The organism is Bacillus sp. NTK074B, assembly GCF_017303375.1.
Taxonomy (GTDB): domain Bacteria; phylum Bacillota; class Bacilli; order Bacillales; family Bacillaceae_B; genus Rossellomorea.
The window spans coordinates 344,140-361,848 of record NZ_JAFKOH010000001.1; the positions used below are offsets into that span (position 1 = coordinate 344,140).

The following is a 17,709-nucleotide window of genomic DNA, read 5'->3' on the forward strand; positions in this document are numbered from 1 at the left end:
ATCTTTTTTCCCCTGTGTAGTCGTATGACTGACTCCATTATAAACTTATTTCATCCGACCACAAAGCATGAACCTTTTAAATACGATCATCAAAATAAAAAAATCCTGAGAAACTAACTCAGGATTTTTCGAGGTTCAATTAGAACCAGCGGCATCTGCATTTGCAGCGGTTGTCCATTTCACCTGCTACATCGTTTTCTCTGCAACGACGCACGGCTTTACAGAAATCTTCCCCTCTGATATAAGCTTTAACAGGTACTCTGAAGTTATTGTCAGAAGCTCCGCCTACATCATTGTTTCTGCAACGGTCATTTGCTCCTGCTACATAGTCATTATTGCGGTAGTATCCCATCGTCTCACCTCCCCTGTTTTCTTATTGCACTACACTTTATCTTATGTCTCAGGGGACATGCTGTAAGGGCGAAACACCAATAAATGAAAAAAGAGGCGATTGTTCCTGTGTCTATGCTCTCAGTGTAAGGAGTTAAATATGAGAGGAATGGAGAGAAGGATATACTTCACAAAAAAATACCGACAAAAATAAAACCCAATGAACTTAAGGGGCTCAGAGGGTTTTTCACGTTCGTATGATTTTATTCTTTGTCAGACGCGGGCTATTCCTTCCTTTTTCAGGAAGCCATATGCTCCAGGCGAAGTTTGTCGGCCACCATAGCGATAAATTCAGAATTGGTCGGCTTTGCCTTCGACATGCTGACGGTATATCCGAATAAAGAGGAAATGGAATCGATGTTCCCTCTGCTCCAAGCCACTTCGATGGCGTGACGAATCGCCCGTTCTACACGTGATGCAGTCGTATTGTATTTTTTTGCGATATCCGGGTAAAGGACCTTGGTGATGGAACCGAGTAGCTCGATATCGTTATAGACCATTGAAATCGCTTCTCTTAAATATAAATAACCTTTAATATGTGCCGGCACGCCGATTTCGTGGATGATGCTTGTAATACTTGCATCCAAGTTTCTTGGTTTTTGCTCTGTATTCATTCTGGACGAGGAAGGTTTTTTGATGATTGGGTTTGACTTGCCGCTAACTTGTCTGATATGACTCACTAAGTTTTCCATATCGAATGGTTTTAGGATAAAATAAGAAGCTCCAAGGTCTACAGCTTTCTTCGTAACATCTTCCTGACCGAAGGCAGTAAGCATGATTACGTTCGGAATGCTCTTCTTTTCACGAAGTCGTTCCAATACTGCCAGCCCGTCCAGATGGGGCATGATAATATCTAAGACCAGGACATCTGGATCGACTTCTTCTAATAAGTCCAAACAATCTTGACCATTATGAGCAATCCCTACTACTTCCATATCATTTTGTGAAGCGATGTAGTCCTCCAATAATGACGTTAGTTCACGGTTATCGTCCACAACACATACTTTAATCGATTTCACTACAGGTTTCCTCCTCAATCCTAATTAATTCATCTCTGTAATTTTATTCTAAATTACTTTTTCGACAATGCAACCCAAATTCCTTTTATTTTTGAAAAAAACTTGAAAAATATTATATTTTCTTCGATTTTCTAAAGATTTCTTTATATTTCGACCCTATTCGATATTAACTCTTCCGTTTGTCGAATATTCTTTATTTTAACAAGGAGAAGCTCTCTTTAGCAAACCAATATGATGTAAAAAGACGGTTGTATCCGTTTAATTTATAAAAAAAGAACCCTTAAAAGCACCCGGGTTCGGTACTTTGGTAAGGGTTTTCTCACTTCAGCTTGCTCGGTTATGATCTTTTTTATAAATATCGATTCCAGCTTCACTCAGCATCCATTCGATATGGACACCATATCCACTGGTCGGGTCATTCACAAATACATGGGTGACAGCCCCGATGACCTTCCCGTTTTGAATGATCGGGCTTCCGCTCATTCCCTGGACGATCCCGCCTGTTTTCTTTAGGAGCTCTGGATCAGTCACCTTCAGAACCATCCCTTTTGTTGCCGGATACTTCTGCGGGATGGTGCTCACTATTTCAATGTCGTACATTTCTACTTCTTTCCCATCCACTACAGTCAAGATTTGAGCTGGTCCTTCTTTCACTTGATGAGAGAGAGCGATTGGCATCGGTTTATCCATCAGATCATTCTCGATGGCCTGATTCAGTTCACCAAAAATTCCAAAAGGACTATTACGTGTGATATTACCGATGACGTTCCGGTCAGATGAAAAGCGGGCTAACTTTTCCCCCGGCTTCCCATCCGTGCCTTTTTGAATGGACGTTACTTCCGAATTCACGATTTCACCATTCTCAACTACGATCGGCTTCTTTGTATCCATATCTGAAATCACATGGCCAAGTGCACCATATTTCTTGGACTTAGGGTCATAAAATGTCATGGTACCAATACCTGCTGCCGAATCACGGATATACAGACCCAATTTGTAATTTGTATCCCCTTTTTCCTTCAAGGGGAGCAAGTGTGTCTTTACCGTTTTTTGCTCTCTCTTGATCACCACGTCAAGAGATTTGGATTCCTCTCCCGCCTTCTGAACAAAAGGAGCAACATCAGCAAGCTCTTCAATTTTTGATCCATTTATTTCTGTAATCATGTCCCCTACCTGAATCCCGGCTTTTTCGCCGGGGGACAATTTCCCATCATCTGTATCAACCAGATGATGACCAACCACCAACACCCCAACAGTATTTAACTTGACCCCAATGGATTGCCCACCAGGAATCACTTTGAAATCCTTCAGTACTTCCACATCGACCTTTTTAATAGGTAAACCGGCGAGCTCAAAGACCACTTCGTCCTTCCCTACAGAACTTCCCTGGATGGAGAGCTGCCCCTTTCCTTCTTCTACTTGAACATGTCCATTATGCGACGAACCCATAGTCGTGACAGATGCAGCCTTGGGGAGAGCAACTTGATCCCCTTCCATCATTCTTACAGTGTTCGGTGTATTGATAAATTGTTGAACCGGCTTGTAAAAACCAATAAGACAAAGCGAAACAAGGAGAATTCCACCTATACATTTCCTTAACCAATCTAAACTCAATATATTCACTCTCCTCGCTTCTAATCCACACACACTAACTATTGGCTACAGTTATAATTTTGCCTTTAAGAGTCACATTTATAACTGGTAATCACGAAAAAAAGCTACCCGAATTGGATAGCTTTTCATGTTTCTTTTATGGATCCCGCCAACTGCAGCAGTTCCTTTGCATGTTCGAGAGTTAAATCGGTTATTTCCACACCCGATATCATGCGAGAGATTTCTTTAATCTTATCTTTCTCCTGAAGCCGTTTCACCATAGTACTTGTCCTGCCACCGGACAGTTTTTTGAAGATGAATAAGTGACAATCTGCCATAGCAGCCACCTGTGGCAAATGGGAAATGCACATAACCTGGGAATGGACGGCAACATGATAAATTTTTTCGGCGATCGCCTGTGCGACTCTTCCGCTCACACCCGTATCCACTTCATCGAAAATAATCGAAGTAATTCCTTGATGTTTTGAAAAGATGGTCTTAAGAGCGAGCATGATCCTTGAAAGTTCTCCACCTGAAGCCACTTTAGATAAAGGCTTCAAAGGCTCTCCAGGATTGGTGGAGATATAAAACTCAACCGTGTCCCACCCATCTTTTTTGAAATGTTGAAAGGAAAAGGATTCACCCTCTCCACTTTTCACAAAACGGACTTCAAATTTCGTCTTATCCATATACAGCTGCTTTAACTGTTCATGAATGCTCGCGGTCAATTTTTTTGCCCAATGCTTTCGCGTTTGGGAGAGGTTTTTCGCTTCCAGTGATAAATCTTTCTCCAACGAATGTAACTTGCCTTGCAAATGTTCAACATGGGAATCCTTATTCATGATCGTTTCGATTTCTTCTTCAATCTTTGAACTGTACGCAAGAATTTCTTCCACTGATGCTCCATATTTTCTCTTGAGACCATTGATTTCATTCAATCTTGCTTCGATCAAATCCAAACGATTCGGCTCGAACTCAAGCATATCCAACGCTCCGCGCACCTGATGGGCGGCATCTTCTAGTATATAATAGGCATTCGATACGGATTCAAATGTCTTTTCATACTGGGAATCCACCTCTGCAGCCGTTTCAAGATGGCTCATGGCAAGTCCTGCCCAGTCCATCCCTTTTCTCTCACCCTGAATGCTATCATAGGACGTTTGAAGCGCTTCAAAAAGGCGTTCGAAATTCATCAGCTTCCGTTTTTCTTCCAACAGCTCTTCATCTTCATTCAGCTGTAAATTCGCATCATGGATTTCCTTCAGCTGAAATTGAATGAGATCCAGGCGGTGCGCCATCTCCTGCTCGTTCTCATTTAATCTGTTTAATTGCTTATAGATGGAAAGATATTCTTTATATACTTGTCCGTAGCTGGATAAACCAGAGGCAATTTCACTACCCCCGAATTGATCCAATAAGGAGAGATGCAGGCTTTCATTCATAAGCTCCTGATGTTCGTGCTGTCCATGGATATCGATGAGAGATGCCCCGACCTCCCTCATGATGGCGATGGTCACCAGCTTGCCATTGATTCTGCAAACACTCTTTCCAGTGCTTGAGATATCCCTTCTGAGGATGATCATGCCTTCCTCTATCTCAATCCCGAAGTCCGCCGCTTTACGAAAGCAAGGATGAGTTTCATTATCAAGAATAAATAACCCTTCAATTTCAGCCTTTTTCTCTCCATGCCGTACAAATTCAGAAGATCCTCTACCGCCAACCAATAAATGAATGGCATCGATGATAATCGATTTACCAGCACCCGTTTCACCCGATAATACGGTCAATCCTTCTTCAAAGGAAAGGGAGAGGGAATCGATTATGGCGAAATTTTTGATTGATAGTTCTTGTAGCAAAACATTCACCTCAAATAAAAAGGAGCTTTCCCCTTACATACTCAAAAGAAAAGCATCCTATTGGATTTTGTATTGGGGTCATAAAAGACCCATTGTACTCATAATTCCTTTACAACATATCTAAAAATCGTTCCGAAACGACTCTGGTTTCTTCCTCTGTCCGGCAAATGATCAAACAAGTGTCATCGCCACAAATGGTCCCTAATATCTCTTCCCAGTCCAGGTTATCGATCAATGCACCGATGGCGTTTGCATTGCCGGGTAACGTTTTCATCACCAGCATGTGCCCTGCCTGATCCACTTTCACGAAAGCATCCGTCAATGTCCGCTTTAACTTTTGAAGGGGATTGAATCGTTGATCCGCCGGCAAACTGTATTTATATCTGCCATCCATCAGCGGAACTTTAACGAGATGGAGCTCCTTGATATCCCTTGACACGGTTGCCTGGGTTACATTAAAACCTGCATTTTTCAGGCTTTCCACAAGCTCATCCTGTGTTTCAACATCTCTATTCGTAATGATTTCCCTGATTTTAATATGTCTTTGCCCCTTGTTCATCATAGAACATACACCTCTTACATTGGATTAAATCCTGTATAAATATACCTCTACGCTTATGTTAGCCTATTTCGAATGGAAGTACAATAAAAAAGAAAAGCAGAGGCGGCTTGGGTTGAGGCGACAAGCATAAGACGAACATCCCACAAAGGCGATCTTTACCTTTTTGGGATGTTTGGCTTATGACCTCGAGCCTCTGGCCGCCGGAGCTGGATAATGAAAAGCGGAAGGGGCTCGTTCTGGGGCGACAAGCATAAGGCGAGTAACCCGGAAAGGCGCTCTTTGCCTTTTTGGGTTGCTTGACTTATGACCTCGAGCCCCAAGCCCCTGGAGCTGGACAATGAAAAGCAGAGGCGGCTTGGGTTGGGGCGACAAGCATAAGGTGTTGGTCCGAAAAATAAGGTTCACTTCAGATTTTCATGAAATTTAGCCCTTTTCAGTAACGCCACGTGACATTTCTTGAAAAATTGAAAGGAATAGTCATAACCCCTGTTTAGGATAGCCTTTTGGATAAATTCATTCACTTAAGGAACTGTTTTATTTTTAAAAGGCCTGCTAAAGACATCAAAAAGCCACCCTCCGAAGAAGAGTGGCCCTATTTTACTGCTGCGTTTTCGCCTTAAATTGTTGATGCGCTTCCTCGATCACCTCAACCGGTGTGGTGGTGAGGAGGGACTCTCCTTCACCATCTTTACCTGACCATTTCAGATGAATGAGGAATTCAATATTTCCGTCTCCACCTGTAATAGGAGAGTAAGACAAACCGGCGATATGATAGCCTTCTTTGATTGCCAGGGTCATAATCTTCTCGATGACCATCTTGTGCACGGCCGGGTCCCTTACGATTCCTTTTTTTCCAACCTGGTTTTTCCCTGCTTCAAATTGCGGCTTGATTAATGCGACACAGTCCCCGCCAGGTACGAGCAATGTTTTCAGGACAGGGAGTATCAAGGAAAGGGAAATGAAGGATACATCGATGGATGCAAAGCTTGGCATTTCCCCTTCCAGATCAGCGGGGGTGACGTAACGGAAGTTGGTCCTTTCCATCACGACTACCCGTTCATCCTGTCGCAGCTTCCAGGCTAATTGATTGTATCCTACATCAAGGGCATAGGACATCTTGGCACCGTTTTGAAGGGCACAATCCGTGAATCCCCCTGTGGAAGCACCGATATCAATCATCACTTTCCCGTCTACTTCCACGTCGAAGACCTGCAGGGCTTTCTCAAGCTTCAATCCTCCGCGGCTCACATAAGGGATGACTTTCCCCTTCATTGTCAGGGGGATATCTTCACTGACTTTTTCACCCGGCTTGTCCAGTCTCATTTCATTGGAGTAGACTAGTCCCGCCATGACGGCCCGTTTCGCTTTTTCTCTTGTTTCAATTAATCCTCTTTCAACTAGAAGTACGTCTACACGTTGTTTTTTTACTTTCATCATTAAGCCCTTTTTTGTTTTTTTGGTGTAATCGTCAAAATCCGATCCACTACATTTTCTTTCGTCATACCAATTTCGTTCAATAATTCCTTTACGCTTCCGTGCTCTATGAAGTAATCCGGGATTCCGATACGGTCGATCACAGCGTCATGGAATCCCTGTTCCTGTGCAAACTCGAGGACTCCGCTTCCGAATCCGCCTTGAAGCACCGCCTCTTCTATCGTCAGCACTGGCATTTCTTCTTCCAGGATACTCTTCAACATGGCTTCGTCCATGGGTTTGATGAAACGCGCGTTTACCACCCGGACAGATAACCCCTGTTTTTCAAGGTCGGCAGCCGCTTCCATGGCCATGGGGATCGTTGTCCCAAAGGTTAGGATGGCCGCATCCGTTCCGTGCTTCAATACTTCCCACGTTCCAATAGGGATCGTCTTCAATTCAGGATCCATCGGTGCCCCATAGCCGTTTCCACGAGGGTAGCGTAAAGCGATAGGTCCTTCATCATATTGAAGTGCCGTATTGACAAGATGCTGTCCCTCATTCTCATCCTTTGGCATCATGATGACCATGTTCGGTAAATGTCTTAAAAATGCGATATCAAATACACCTTGATGGGTTTCACCATCAGCACCTACTAAGCCGGCACGGTCAATTCCAATGAAAACATTTAAATTCTGGCGACATATATCGTGGACCACCTGATCATAGGCTCTTTGCAAAAAGGTAGAATATATAGCTAAAAACGGCTTCATTTCCTGAGTGGCAAGTCCTGCCGCCACCGTTGTAGCATGTTGCTCGGCAATTCCTACATCAAACATCCGGTCAGGAAATTCCTCGGCGAAACCAAGAAGTTTTGAGCCTACCGGCATAGCGGGGGTGATGGCAACAATCCGTTCATCCTCACGGGCAACCTTACGAACTGTTTCACTGACAAGGCCACTCCATGATGGAGGTGCATTAACCGGCTTGATCAGATCCCCTGTATCAATCTTGTACGGTCCTGTGCCGTGCCAAGTCCCCTTTTTGTCTGACTCTGCTGGATGAAACCCTTTCCCTTTTTTCGTAATCACGTGTAGAAGGACGGGCCCTTTGGTCTTCTTTGCATATTGGATGTTTTCAGAAAGATTTTGATAATCATGCCCATCGATTGGTCCCAAGTAGGTGAATCCCAGCTCCTCAAAGAACATGCCCGATACGAATAAATACTTTAAGCTGTCTTTTACCCGCTCGGCAGTACTCGCAAGTTTCCCTCCTACAGCAGGGATGCGCTTGAGGATATACTCCATTTCATCCTTCACCCAGTTGTATTTGCCTGCTGTGCGAAGGCGTCCCAGTACATTGTGAAGGGCCCCTACATTCGGGGCGATGGACATTTCATTGTCATTCAGAACCACAATCATATCCTTCTTCTCATGACCGATATGATTCAGAGCCTCGAGTGCCATTCCCCCTGTCAAGGCACCGTCCCCGATCACCGGGATGATATAGGAATCTTCCTTTTTAACGTCCCTGGCGATCGCCATACCCATGGCTGCAGAAAGTGACGTAGAACTGTGACCTGTTTCCCATACATCGTGCTCGCTTTCATTACGCTTTGGAAAACCGCATAACCCTTTGTACTGACGGAGAGTGTCAAACTGACAAGCTCTACCTGTTAAAATCTTATGAACGTACGATTGGTGACCAACATCCCAAAGGATTTTATCTTTTGGACTGTTAAAATGCTTATGGAGGGCAACAGTTAATTCGACCACCCCTAAGTTTGGACCAATATGACCGCCAGTCTTGGATAGATTCTTGATTAAGAATTGGCGAATCTCCTGGCTGAGCTCTTCCAATTGTTCATTTGACATGGTTTTTAGAAAAGAAGGCTCCTTTATTGATAATAAATCCATGGGGTCCACTCACTTTCATTACTAAATATTTTGTTTCTCACGCTTATAAGTTTTTTTCTTGTTTTTATCTTTTTTGTCTTTTTTATCTTTGATCAATACGATATGGAATCGATCTTCAAGGAATTGTAGAACTTTACCAACTCTAAATATTATATCCTTAGAATAGGTGATAGCAAACGTTTTTCCAAGCGCTTTGCCTCCGACGGTCAAAGAAGCGATGATGCTTGTAAGGGTCACGCTTACGATATACTCCCTCAAGGATCCCCCTTCAAGGTGGAAGGAAACAGCCAGCTGAATCAGGACAATAGCCGAGGCCGTCCCGCTTATGATCCCTGATATATCACCGATTACATCATTACAGAAACTCGCAAACCGATCCGCGTTACGTACTATTTTAATTGAATATTTGGCACCGTACACCTTTTTGGCTGCCATGGCATGAAAGGGGGTTTCATCAGCCGCTGTAGCTGCGATTCCCAACATATCAAAAAAGATCCCGATGAAGACGATGATCAACACGACGATGAGCCCTGTAAACCATGCGACACCATTTAAAACCATATTGGATGTGACTGAAAAAATAGCCGCTAACACAAATGTGATAACGGCAATGCTGACACTCCATTTTATTGAGTTTTTCATCGTTTCATTCATTATCGTTTAAACACACCGTTTCTTGTGTAAATAGTTTGTTTATATGTAATTGGGGGGTCATATAAAGAGTAAAAATTGCAGCTTAGGTCCAGTAGGTTTTCCCAATCAGGTACCGGATGTTGCCATACCGGCGGTTTCCCATTAAACCCGACTTAGCCGCGTCACCACAAGCTAGACTGGATTACCACTTAGTCCGCACTATAATCCTCTTTATATGTCCGTATATGAACAGTCTAGGAGTTTTCCTCAACAGTCCTTAACGCAATCCTTAGCCTCTTTTGCAAAGAGGATTTCATATGGACGAAAAAGCACATATCAATGGCCAACTGATGTGTACCCTGTAACCATAATCCCCTCACTCTTCACTCAAGGCAGGCTACGCTGCTAGTGAATCATCACATCACAGGTTCATACTTTGTTCTTATTGCATATGCTTAATGCCAGCATAAGAAACAAAGCCTCCGCGGCTCGCGGGTCAACGCCCACATGCCATTGTGGATCGCCCTCAAGCCTTACTCCCAGATATGACCCAAAGCTGGGCGCCTCAAGCCAATTCCAGGAACTTCATCGATGTGCCCTTTAGTGGATTTTTAGGCCCACCTTCAAGATTGGTGGACTGACTAGAATACTGCACCACCCCAAAATTAATTCTAATCATATTATAACATATGTTAAATCTTTTGCTCAAACAAAGAATGGTTTTAATGATTCCTTGAAACGATCAATTGGGCAATTTCTGTAAGCAGACTTGAGTCCACCGGCAATTCATCAATGGACGTTAACGCTTCATCCAAATGGAATTGCAGCTTCTCCTTCGCGCCTTTCATCGTCAATATACTTGGATAAGTACTCTTATGTTTCGATTCGTCGCTCCCGACCGGTTTACCAATCATTTCTTCTGATCCTTCAATATCAAGGATGTCATCCTGAATTTGAAAAGCAAGGCCGATATGAAAAGCAAACCGCTCAAGAAGCTCGAGTTCAAATCTTGACACCCCGGAGATGATCCCACCGGCCTTAACACTGAACGTGAGTAACCTTCCCGTCTTGTGAACGTGAATGTTCTCAAGCTCGTTAGCTGAAAGCTGCTTCATTTCACCTTCAATGTCTGCAGCTTGTCCTCCCACCATGCCTTCAGGACCTGCACACCGTGCGAGTAAGGCAATTAGCTTTACCTTCTTATCACTTGTTAAGGCAGCATCTTCTGCTATGAGCTGAAAGCTATATGTGAGCAGACCATCGCCGGCTAATATAGCGGCTGCTTCCCCAAACATTTTATGATTGGTCGGCTTTCCTCTCCTTAAATCGTCATCATCCATGGAAGGAAGGTCGTCATGGATGAGGGAATATGTATGAATCATTTCAAGAGCAGCCGCAGTATTCAAACCCAGCATCGGGTCCTCATTGAAAGTCTTGATTGCAGCTAACAGGAGGATGGGACGAATTCTTTTCCCACCTGCCTGCAGGGAGTAAACCATGGCCTCCTTTAATAAATGAGGCATGGAGAGCCTCTCAACGTTTTTAACCATATGATTGGTAATCAATTCTCCATGCTCCTGTTGAAACTCTTTCAATGTAATGGGAGGATTCACTTTTATTCCCCCTCATCAAGATCAAAGGATTTTTCCCCTTCATCTGTCATCATTTTTGTTAATTGATTTTCTGCATTTTGCAGGGTATCATGGCAGTATTTCGAAAGGTCCATTCCTTTTTGATAAAATTCCAGCGCCTTTTCCAGAGGAACTTCCCCTTCTTCCAATTTCTCCACAATCTCCTCCAACTGATCCATTGCTGTTTCAAATGATAGCTCTTCTTTAGACTTTGCCATTTTCCTCACGCTCCTCAACAGATTCCACTTCACAATGTATTTTCCCATCTCTGACATTGATCTCCAAACGGTCGCCTGTTTTGACTTGTCGAGATGATTTAATCAATGTACCTTCATTCTGGTAAACCAAACTATACCCCCTGTCCATAATCTTCAATGGACTTAAGGCATGTAGGGTAGAAAGAGCTGAACTGAACCGATGATCCTTTTCCTTCAGCACCTGTTTAAATTGCTTCTCCAACCGGGTTTGCATAAACAACACCCGTTCATTCTGCCTCTTGATGAGTTGCGATGGATGAACCCGCTGCAGCCTGGAATGAAGTGAGCCTATTTGATCCCTGTTCTGCTTCACATGTAGACTGATATTTCTTTGAAGCTGATCTGTTAACCTGTCGACCGTCTCAATCTTCTGCTGATAGAGGTTGCGGGGATTTCTTAAAGCGTAAGACTTCATCAATCCATTCAATCGGCTTCTTTCACTTTGGAGCTTGGTTTTAAAGGATTTAATTAAACGTAACTTACGGTTCATGATTCTCTCCATTAAGTCATCTATATGGGGAACCGCAAGTTCACCGGCAGCTGTAGGGGTAGGGGCCCGAAGATCCGCGACAAAGTCTGCGATGGTGAAATCCGTTTCATGTCCGACAGCTGAAATGACGGGAACGCCGGACTCCACGATGGCTTTGGCCACAATTTCTTCGTTAAACGCCCATAATTCTTCTATTGACCCGCCACCACGGCCGATGATCATCACGTCAATATCCCCTATGTCATTCACCTTACCCATTGCTCCGGCAATCGAGGCAGCCGCATGATCTCCTTGGACCAATGCGGGAAATACGAGAATTTCACCAATCGGAAAACGCCGTTTGATCGTTGTAATGATATCCCGGATTGCAGCACCTGTCGGGGAGGTAACCACAGCAATCCGTTTAGGGAATTTGGGAATCACCCGTTTTCGGCTTCCATCAAAGTAGCCGGCCTTCTCGAGCTTCTCCTTCAGTTGTTCATACGCTAAATAAAGTTCACCTATCCCATCAGGCTGCATTTCTTTTACATAGATCTGATATTGACCACCTGATTCATAGACAGAGATATCCCCGCGTATCAACACATTCATCCCATTTTCAGGCCTGAATTTCAGGGATTGATTGTTGCTTGAAAACATCACAGACAATATACGGGCTTTTTCATCCTTCAAGGTGAAATACATGTGGCCGCTCGAATGTCTTTTGAAGTTGGAAATTTCCCCCCGCACAAACAGGTTGGAGAGGTGGGGATCCTTATCGAATTTTCTTTTTATGTATTTTGTCAGAGCTTGTACCGTTAAATATCGAGACTGATCAAGTTCCATGCTCTATGACTCCTTTATTTTCGTTCATGATCTGGTGGATTTTTATATGCAGGAAAACGGAAAGGGACCAGCAATTAGCCTGTCCCTTTCCATTTTGTTACTACCAGTGTACTATTTTTTACCCATTTTGGCGATTCTGAATGGCCCATTCTGCAGATTTCACAGTGTTATATAGAAGCATCGTAATCGTCATCGGGCCGACACCGCCTGGAACCGGTGTAATTTTACCTGCTTTATCCTTCACCTCTGTAAAATTCACGTCCCCACATAGCTTGCCTTCTTCATCACGATTCATTCCCACATCGATGACAACGGCGCCGGGTTTAATATCCTCTGCACCGATCAGGTTCGCCTTCCCCACAGCCGATACGATGATATCAGCCTGCTTTGTGTAAAATGACATATCTTGAGTCCGTGAATGGCAATACGTCACTGTTGCATTACGGTTCAGGAATAAGTGTCCAGCCGGTTTCCCGACAATATTACTCCGCCCTAATATGACGACATGTTTCCCCTCTACCGAAATGTTTTCATATTCAAGCATTTTCATGATCCCCAGGGGCGTACAGGAATAAAATGTATCTTGATTCGTCACCATTTTCCCGATCGAAACAGGATGAAATCCATCTACATCCTTCGCTGGTGAAATGGTTTCAATCACCGTAATCGGATTAATATGCTCAGGGAGGGGCAGTTGAACGAGGATCCCATGGATATGCTCTTGTTCATTTAACTCCCTGATTTTAGTTAAAAGCTCTTCCTCTGTAAGGCTGGATTCGTACTGATAAAGCTCTGAATGAATCCCAAGCTCACTGCATGCCTTTCTCTTCATTTTCACATATGAATGAGAAGCATGATTATTCCCAACTAGGACGACAGCCAAACCTGGAGTAACATTCTGCAGTTCCAGCTGTTCGATCTGATACCTTAATTGTTCCCGATAATGATCTGCAATGCGTTTACCATCAATTATGGAAGCTGACATTCCACTCGTCTCCTAACATTGTTAAGATTGACTTACCTTGGAAAGAACACCATTGATAAATTTACTGGACTGATCATCCCCAAAGATCTTCGCGATTTCAACCGCTTCATTAATGACGACTTTATTCGGTACATCTTCTACGAACAAAAGCTCGTACACACCCAAACGCAATATATTACGATCGACTTTCGCCAGCCGGTCAAAAGACCATTTCTCCAGGTTTTCACGAATATGCCCATCAATCCGTTCCTGATTTTCAATGAACCCCAATACAATATGTTGAAGATATGCATCCATCTTCTCTTCTTCCTCCAACACATTCGTTAACGCAACCTCGGGCTCAATCCCACTCATATCTATTTGAAATAACGCCTGTAAAGCCTTTTCACGGGCAACTCTTCTCTTCATCTTATATTTACTCCTTTTACTCCATCAATTTTCATACCTTTGATAATAGCACAAACTAAGGGCAATACGCACGTCTATGTAAAAAAATCAATATTCTGAAAGAAAAGCGGAGGGGCTTTGGTCAGAGGCGACAAGCATATGACGAACCAGCCGGAAAGGCGTTCTTTGCCTTTTTGGCTGGTTTGGCATATGACCTCGAGGCTCTAAGCCCCGGAGCTGGACAATGAAAAGCGGAGCCGACTGGGTTGGCCCGACAAGCATAAGATGAATGGGCCTTGAAGGCGTTTTTTGCCTTCATGGCCCATTTAGCTTATGACCTCGAGGGACAAGGAGGTGGAGCTGGACAATGAAAAGCGGAGTCGGGTTGGTCAGGCCCGACAAGCATTTCTGGGAAATCCCTGAAGGCGTTCTTTGCCTTTGGGGATTTTTTAGAAATGAACGTCCGTGGAAAGCGGGACTGTTCCCTTCACCCTCCAGCACCACAACCTCAATGACAGAGCATCGAATATCTTAGTTTGTATGCGATTAGCCACAATTTTTGCGAAAACAGCCTTTCAAAAAAAAGAACGGCCCCCTAAAAGGACCGTTCCATCTATTACATTTCGTCTTCAATTTCAGCTTCAAACTTCTGGTTTTCAAATTGAACGCCAACGATATGAACATTTACTTCGTCTGCTTCGAGAGCAGTCATGTTAAGCAATGCTTGACGGATGTTGTCCTGGATTTTTTGAGCGACTGTCGGGATGGCTACACCAAATTTCATGATGCAATAGACATCCACGACGATTCCTTCTTCGGAAAGCTCCACCTTGACACCTTTACCGTGGTTTTTCTTACCAAGACGCTCTACGACACCTGTCGCGAAATTCCCGCGCATCTGGGATACTCCTTCGACCTCTGACGCTGCGATACCTGCGATCACTTCAATCACTTCAGGTGCGATTTCAATCTTCCCAAGACCGTCTTTTCCATGAGACATTTGTAAAAGGTTTTGATTTTCCGCCATGTAAGGCACCTCCTGAATTCACACTAGGATTTCATTACTTCATATTTTTCTAAAAACTTCGTATTAAATTCACCGCCAACAAAGGTTTCATGTTCTAATAGTTTAAGGTGGAACGGAATGGTTGTGTGTATTCCTTCAACCACAAATTCACTCAGGGCACGTTTCATCCTGGAAAGGGCTTCTTCACGAGTCGCTCCAAATGTAATGACTTTGGCAATCATGCTATCGTAATAAGGAGGGATCATATAACCAGGATATGCTGCTGAATCGACTCTTACGCCGATTCCCCCTGGTGGAAGATACATTTCAATCCGTCCCGCGGAAGGCATGAAATTCTTCTCCGGATTCTCTGCATTAATACGACATTCAATGGCCCATCCAGTGAATGTTACTTCCTCTTGTGTAAGAGAAAGTTTTTCTCCAGACGCAACCAAAATCTGTTCTTTAATCAAATCGACCCCGGTAACCTGTTCGGTTACCGGATGCTCCACCTGGATACGTGTATTCATTTCCATAAAGTAGAAGTTTTGGTTCACGTAATCATATATAAATTCTACCGTGCCCGCACCTGTATAATCAACCGCTTTGGCTGCTTTTACGGCTGCTTCCCCCATTTTAACACGAATTTCCTCCGTTAAAGCAGGTGACGGTGTTTCTTCGATCAATTTTTGGAGGCGGCGCTGAATCGTACAGTCACGCTCCCCTAGATGGATCACGTTTCCGAAATTATCGGCAAGGACCTGAATTTCAACATGTCTGAAGTCCTCAATGTATTTCTCGATATAGACACCAGGGTTTCCGAATGCAGTCATGGCTTCCTGCTGGGTGATCGTCACCCCTTTAACAAGCTCTTCCTGACTTTTTGCAACCCGTATCCCTTTCCCTCCACCACCGGCAGTGGCTTTGATGATAACAGGATACCCCATAGATTCTGCAAGCTTCACGGCATCTTCTGCGTCCTTTACGATTCCTTTTGAACCAGGTACGATCGGAACGCCTGCTTCCCTCATCGTTTCACGGGCAACATCTTTTGTCCCCATCTTCGAGATTGCTTCGGGTGATGGCCCAATAAAGATGATATTGCAATCGCGGCACAGATCGGCAAAATCAGAGTTCTCGGCTAAAAATCCATAACCCGGGTGGATCGCATCACAATCCGTCAATTTTGCCACGCTAATGATATTGGTGAAATTAAGGTAACTGTCTTTCGATGCAGTGGGTCCTATACAATACGCTTCGTCCGCTAATTGAACATGAAGCGCCTCTTTGTCCGCTTCAGAATAAACGGCTACACTTTCGATGCCTAAATCTCGGCATGCACGAATGATTCGTACAGCAATTTCTCCTCGATTGGCGATTAATACCTTTTTTATCATATCTGTTTTCGCTCCTTATTCAGGTTTAACCAAGAATAACGGCTGTCCATATTCAACTAATTGACCGTCTTTTACTAAGATTTCTACGATTTCACCGTTCGCTTCGGCTTCAATCTCATTAAACAGTTTCATGGCTTCTACGATACATACGACAGAACTTTCATCTACCTTATCTCCGACTTTCACATATGGGCCTGTTTCAGGTGAAGAAGATTGATAGAACGTGCCTACCATCGGTGACGTGATCCTATGTAATGTCGGATCCTCTGCATTTGCTTTAGGAGCTTCTTTTTCTTGTGAATTTACAACAGCTGGAGCTTCCTGTACAGGCGCTTGTTGAACTGCCTGTGCAGCGGGCTTCACTTCTTCTACCGCTTGTACGACTTGTGGCTGGGCAGATACTGTTACTCCATTATTTTTCTTTAAATTGATCTTTGATCCTTCATGCTCGTATGTAAACTCTTCAACACTAGACTGATCTACGAGTTTGATTATTTCGCGAATTTCTTGAATTTTCAACACTGTTGACACCCCTCTTATAGTTTAAAGAATTATGACTAGCTACTAATATCATACGATAATACCATGTATAAATTCAATATGCGATTCCTACTATCCTGTAAAGCGCATACAACTCTTCTTCTATTCTAGACCTTTTTCGCAAAAAAATAAAATAATAGAAAGGGATTTTTGATGAATCCTGTAAAAAAGTACGTGAAAGAGAATTTGCGATGAGTACAAATAGAAATAAGCCGCCTAAAGGTCTCCTGTAGGCGGCAAGGGTTTTCATTTATTCATTTGCGGGTTGGAATTCCACAGCAACCGGCTTCATTTGTCCCACTTCACTCATTACCAGGCGGATGATTTCGTTGGCATCTGCTTTAGAATGCTCCTTGTCTGATTTCACTGTGATACGGATGTTTTCTCCGTTCGCTCTTACCAGTGCATCCTCATAACCCATTGTTTTAATCATGGTTTCAAGGACCGATTCTGTCATTGCGAGTTCTCGAAGGTTTTCCATCTGCTCATACGCGGCACTCTTTTCTTCTGCCGACACATCTGCGTTTGCTACTTTTGCTTCAAGTTCTTCACGAAGCTGTTCACGCTGATCCGTCACTTCTAATCTGAGTGCTTCAAACATTTCATTTCCTGCCGCGTCGGTCACTACTTGCATGTCAGTGCCTGACATCGTTTCTTTATCTCCATCTTTCGCCTGTTCTTTTCCGTCCTTTTCCTGGTAAGCCATATCTGTCGCTTGCTGCGTTGGTGAGGTAATGTAATAAACCGAGAGTACAATCACAAGGCTCAACATCGTTAATAACCAAACTGTTTGTTTTTTAAGTAACATC

17 protein-coding genes are annotated in these 17,709 nt (G+C 43.6%); all 17 read right to left on the reverse strand.

Translation table 11 applies throughout. From position 1 onward, the window contains the following. Positions 1-139 precede the first annotated feature (139 nt). The 17 genes from JI667_RS01875 to JI667_RS01955 all read right to left on the reverse strand — a co-directional run bounded on the left by JI667_RS01875 (position 140) and on the right by JI667_RS01955 (position 17,708). The gene (locus tag JI667_RS01875) at positions 140-352 is read right to left on the reverse strand and encodes a hypothetical protein (protein ID WP_206849707.1); all 213 of its coding nucleotides are present in this window, start codon (positions 350-352) and stop codon (positions 140-142) included. Positions 353-629: 277 nt separating this feature from the next. Then, the gene (gene spo0A, locus JI667_RS01880; RefSeq protein WP_206849709.1) at positions 630-1,409 is read right to left on the reverse strand and encodes a sporulation transcription factor Spo0A; all 780 of its coding nucleotides are present in this window, start codon (positions 1,407-1,409) and stop codon (positions 630-632) included. Between the two features lie 324 nt (positions 1,410-1,733). Beyond that, positions 1,734-3,023 carry a SpoIVB peptidase gene (gene spoIVB / locus JI667_RS01885; RefSeq protein ID WP_206849711.1) on the reverse strand — a complete coding sequence of 430 codons (1,290 nt, stop codon included), beginning with the start codon at positions 3,021-3,023 and terminating at the stop codon, positions 1,734-1,736. A 125-nt stretch (positions 3,024-3,148) separates the two neighbouring features. Further along, a complete protein-coding gene (gene recN / locus JI667_RS01890) occupies positions 3,149-4,858 on the reverse strand; it encodes a DNA repair protein RecN (RefSeq protein ID WP_206849713.1) in 1,710 nt (569 codons plus the stop codon). Between the two features lie 109 nt (positions 4,859-4,967). Continuing rightward, entirely contained in the window at positions 4,968-5,417 is a 450-nt protein-coding gene (gene ahrC, locus JI667_RS01895; RefSeq protein WP_098353657.1) for a transcriptional regulator AhrC/ArgR, read from the reverse strand. 600 nt (positions 5,418-6,017) lie between these two features. Then, positions 6,018-6,854 carry a TlyA family RNA methyltransferase gene (locus JI667_RS01900; RefSeq protein ID WP_206850503.1) on the reverse strand — a complete coding sequence of 279 codons (837 nt, stop codon included), beginning with the start codon at positions 6,852-6,854 and terminating at the stop codon, positions 6,018-6,020. Between the two features lie 2 nt (positions 6,855-6,856). Continuing rightward, complete coding sequence (dxs, locus tag JI667_RS01905; protein ID WP_206849715.1) at positions 6,857-8,749, reverse strand: 1-deoxy-D-xylulose-5-phosphate synthase; 1,893 nt, start codon at positions 8,747-8,749, stop codon at positions 6,857-6,859. 21 nt (positions 8,750-8,770) lie between these two features. After that, positions 8,771-9,403, reverse strand: coding sequence for a hypothetical protein (locus JI667_RS01910; RefSeq protein WP_206849717.1), 633 nt, complete (start codon positions 9,401-9,403; stop codon positions 8,771-8,773). A gap of 701 nt (positions 9,404-10,104) precedes the next feature. Next, on the reverse strand, positions 10,105-10,995 hold the full coding sequence (locus JI667_RS01915; RefSeq protein ID WP_368077869.1) for a polyprenyl synthetase family protein: 891 nt from the start codon (positions 10,993-10,995) through the stop codon (positions 10,105-10,107). A gap of 2 nt (positions 10,996-10,997) precedes the next feature. Next, positions 10,998-11,231 (reverse strand): exodeoxyribonuclease VII small subunit, encoded by a 234-nt coding sequence (gene xseB / locus JI667_RS01920; protein ID WP_206849719.1) that lies wholly within the window; start codon positions 11,229-11,231, stop codon positions 10,998-11,000. After that, complete coding sequence (gene xseA, locus JI667_RS01925; RefSeq protein WP_206849721.1) at positions 11,218-12,585, reverse strand: exodeoxyribonuclease VII large subunit; 1,368 nt, start codon at positions 12,583-12,585, stop codon at positions 11,218-11,220. Before xseA ends, xseB begins: the two co-directional genes overlap by 14 nt. A gap of 118 nt (positions 12,586-12,703) precedes the next feature. Next, on the reverse strand, positions 12,704-13,570 hold the full coding sequence (gene folD / locus JI667_RS01930; RefSeq protein ID WP_206849722.1) for a bifunctional methylenetetrahydrofolate dehydrogenase/methenyltetrahydrofolate cyclohydrolase FolD: 867 nt from the start codon (positions 13,568-13,570) through the stop codon (positions 12,704-12,706). Between the two features lie 21 nt (positions 13,571-13,591). After that, positions 13,592-13,978, reverse strand: a complete 387-nt coding sequence (nusB, locus tag JI667_RS01935) for a transcription antitermination factor NusB (protein ID WP_206849724.1) — start codon at positions 13,976-13,978, stop codon at positions 13,592-13,594. Positions 13,979-14,573: 595 nt separating this feature from the next. Further along, on the reverse strand, positions 14,574-14,984 hold the full coding sequence (locus JI667_RS01940) for an Asp23/Gls24 family envelope stress response protein (protein ID WP_206849732.1): 411 nt from the start codon (positions 14,982-14,984) through the stop codon (positions 14,574-14,576). A 23-nt stretch (positions 14,985-15,007) separates the two neighbouring features. Continuing rightward, a complete protein-coding gene (accC, locus tag JI667_RS01945; protein ID WP_206849734.1) occupies positions 15,008-16,360 on the reverse strand; it encodes an acetyl-CoA carboxylase biotin carboxylase subunit in 1,353 nt (450 codons plus the stop codon). A gap of 15 nt (positions 16,361-16,375) precedes the next feature. After that, positions 16,376-16,882, reverse strand: coding sequence for an acetyl-CoA carboxylase biotin carboxyl carrier protein (gene accB / locus JI667_RS01950; protein WP_206849736.1), 507 nt, complete (start codon positions 16,880-16,882; stop codon positions 16,376-16,378). A gap of 268 nt (positions 16,883-17,150) precedes the next feature. Next, positions 17,151-17,708, reverse strand: coding sequence for a SpoIIIAH-like family protein (locus JI667_RS01955; RefSeq protein ID WP_206849738.1), 558 nt, complete (start codon positions 17,706-17,708; stop codon positions 17,151-17,153). Position 17,709 lies beyond the last annotated feature (1 nt).

Coding starts and splice junctions, on each gene's coding strand:
- JI667_RS01940 (WP_206849732.1), bottom strand. CDS start 14,984: ATGGCGGAAAATCAAAACCTTTTACAAATGTCTCATGGAAAAGACGGT.
- JI667_RS01875 (WP_206849707.1), bottom strand. CDS start 352: ATGGGATACTACCGCAATAATGACTATGTAGCAGGAGCAAATGACCGT.
- JI667_RS01900 (WP_206850503.1), bottom strand. CDS start 6,854: ATGAAAGTAAAAAAACAACGTGTAGACGTACTTCTAGTTGAAAGAGGA.
- accC (WP_206849734.1), bottom strand. CDS start 16,360: ATGATAAAAAAGGTATTAATCGCCAATCGAGGAGAAATTGCTGTACGA.
- xseB (WP_206849719.1), bottom strand. CDS start 11,231: ATGGCAAAGTCTAAAGAAGAGCTATCATTTGAAACAGCAATGGATCAG.
- nusB (WP_206849724.1), bottom strand. CDS start 13,978: ATGAAGAGAAGAGTTGCCCGTGAAAAGGCTTTACAGGCGTTATTTCAA.
- ahrC (WP_098353657.1), bottom strand. CDS start 5,417: ATGAACAAGGGGCAAAGACATATTAAAATCAGGGAAATCATTACGAAT.
- dxs (WP_206849715.1), bottom strand. CDS start 8,749: ATGGATTTATTATCAATAAAGGAGCCTTCTTTTCTAAAAACCATGTCA.
- xseA (WP_206849721.1), bottom strand. CDS start 12,585: ATGGAACTTGATCAGTCTCGATATTTAACGGTACAAGCTCTGACAAAA.
- JI667_RS01955 (WP_206849738.1), bottom strand. CDS start 17,708: ATGTTACTTAAAAAACAAACAGTTTGGTTATTAACGATGTTGAGCCTT.
- folD (WP_206849722.1), bottom strand. CDS start 13,570: ATGTCAGCTTCCATAATTGATGGTAAACGCATTGCAGATCATTATCGG.
- JI667_RS01910 (WP_206849717.1), bottom strand. CDS start 9,403: ATGAATGAAACGATGAAAAACTCAATAAAATGGAGTGTCAGCATTGCC.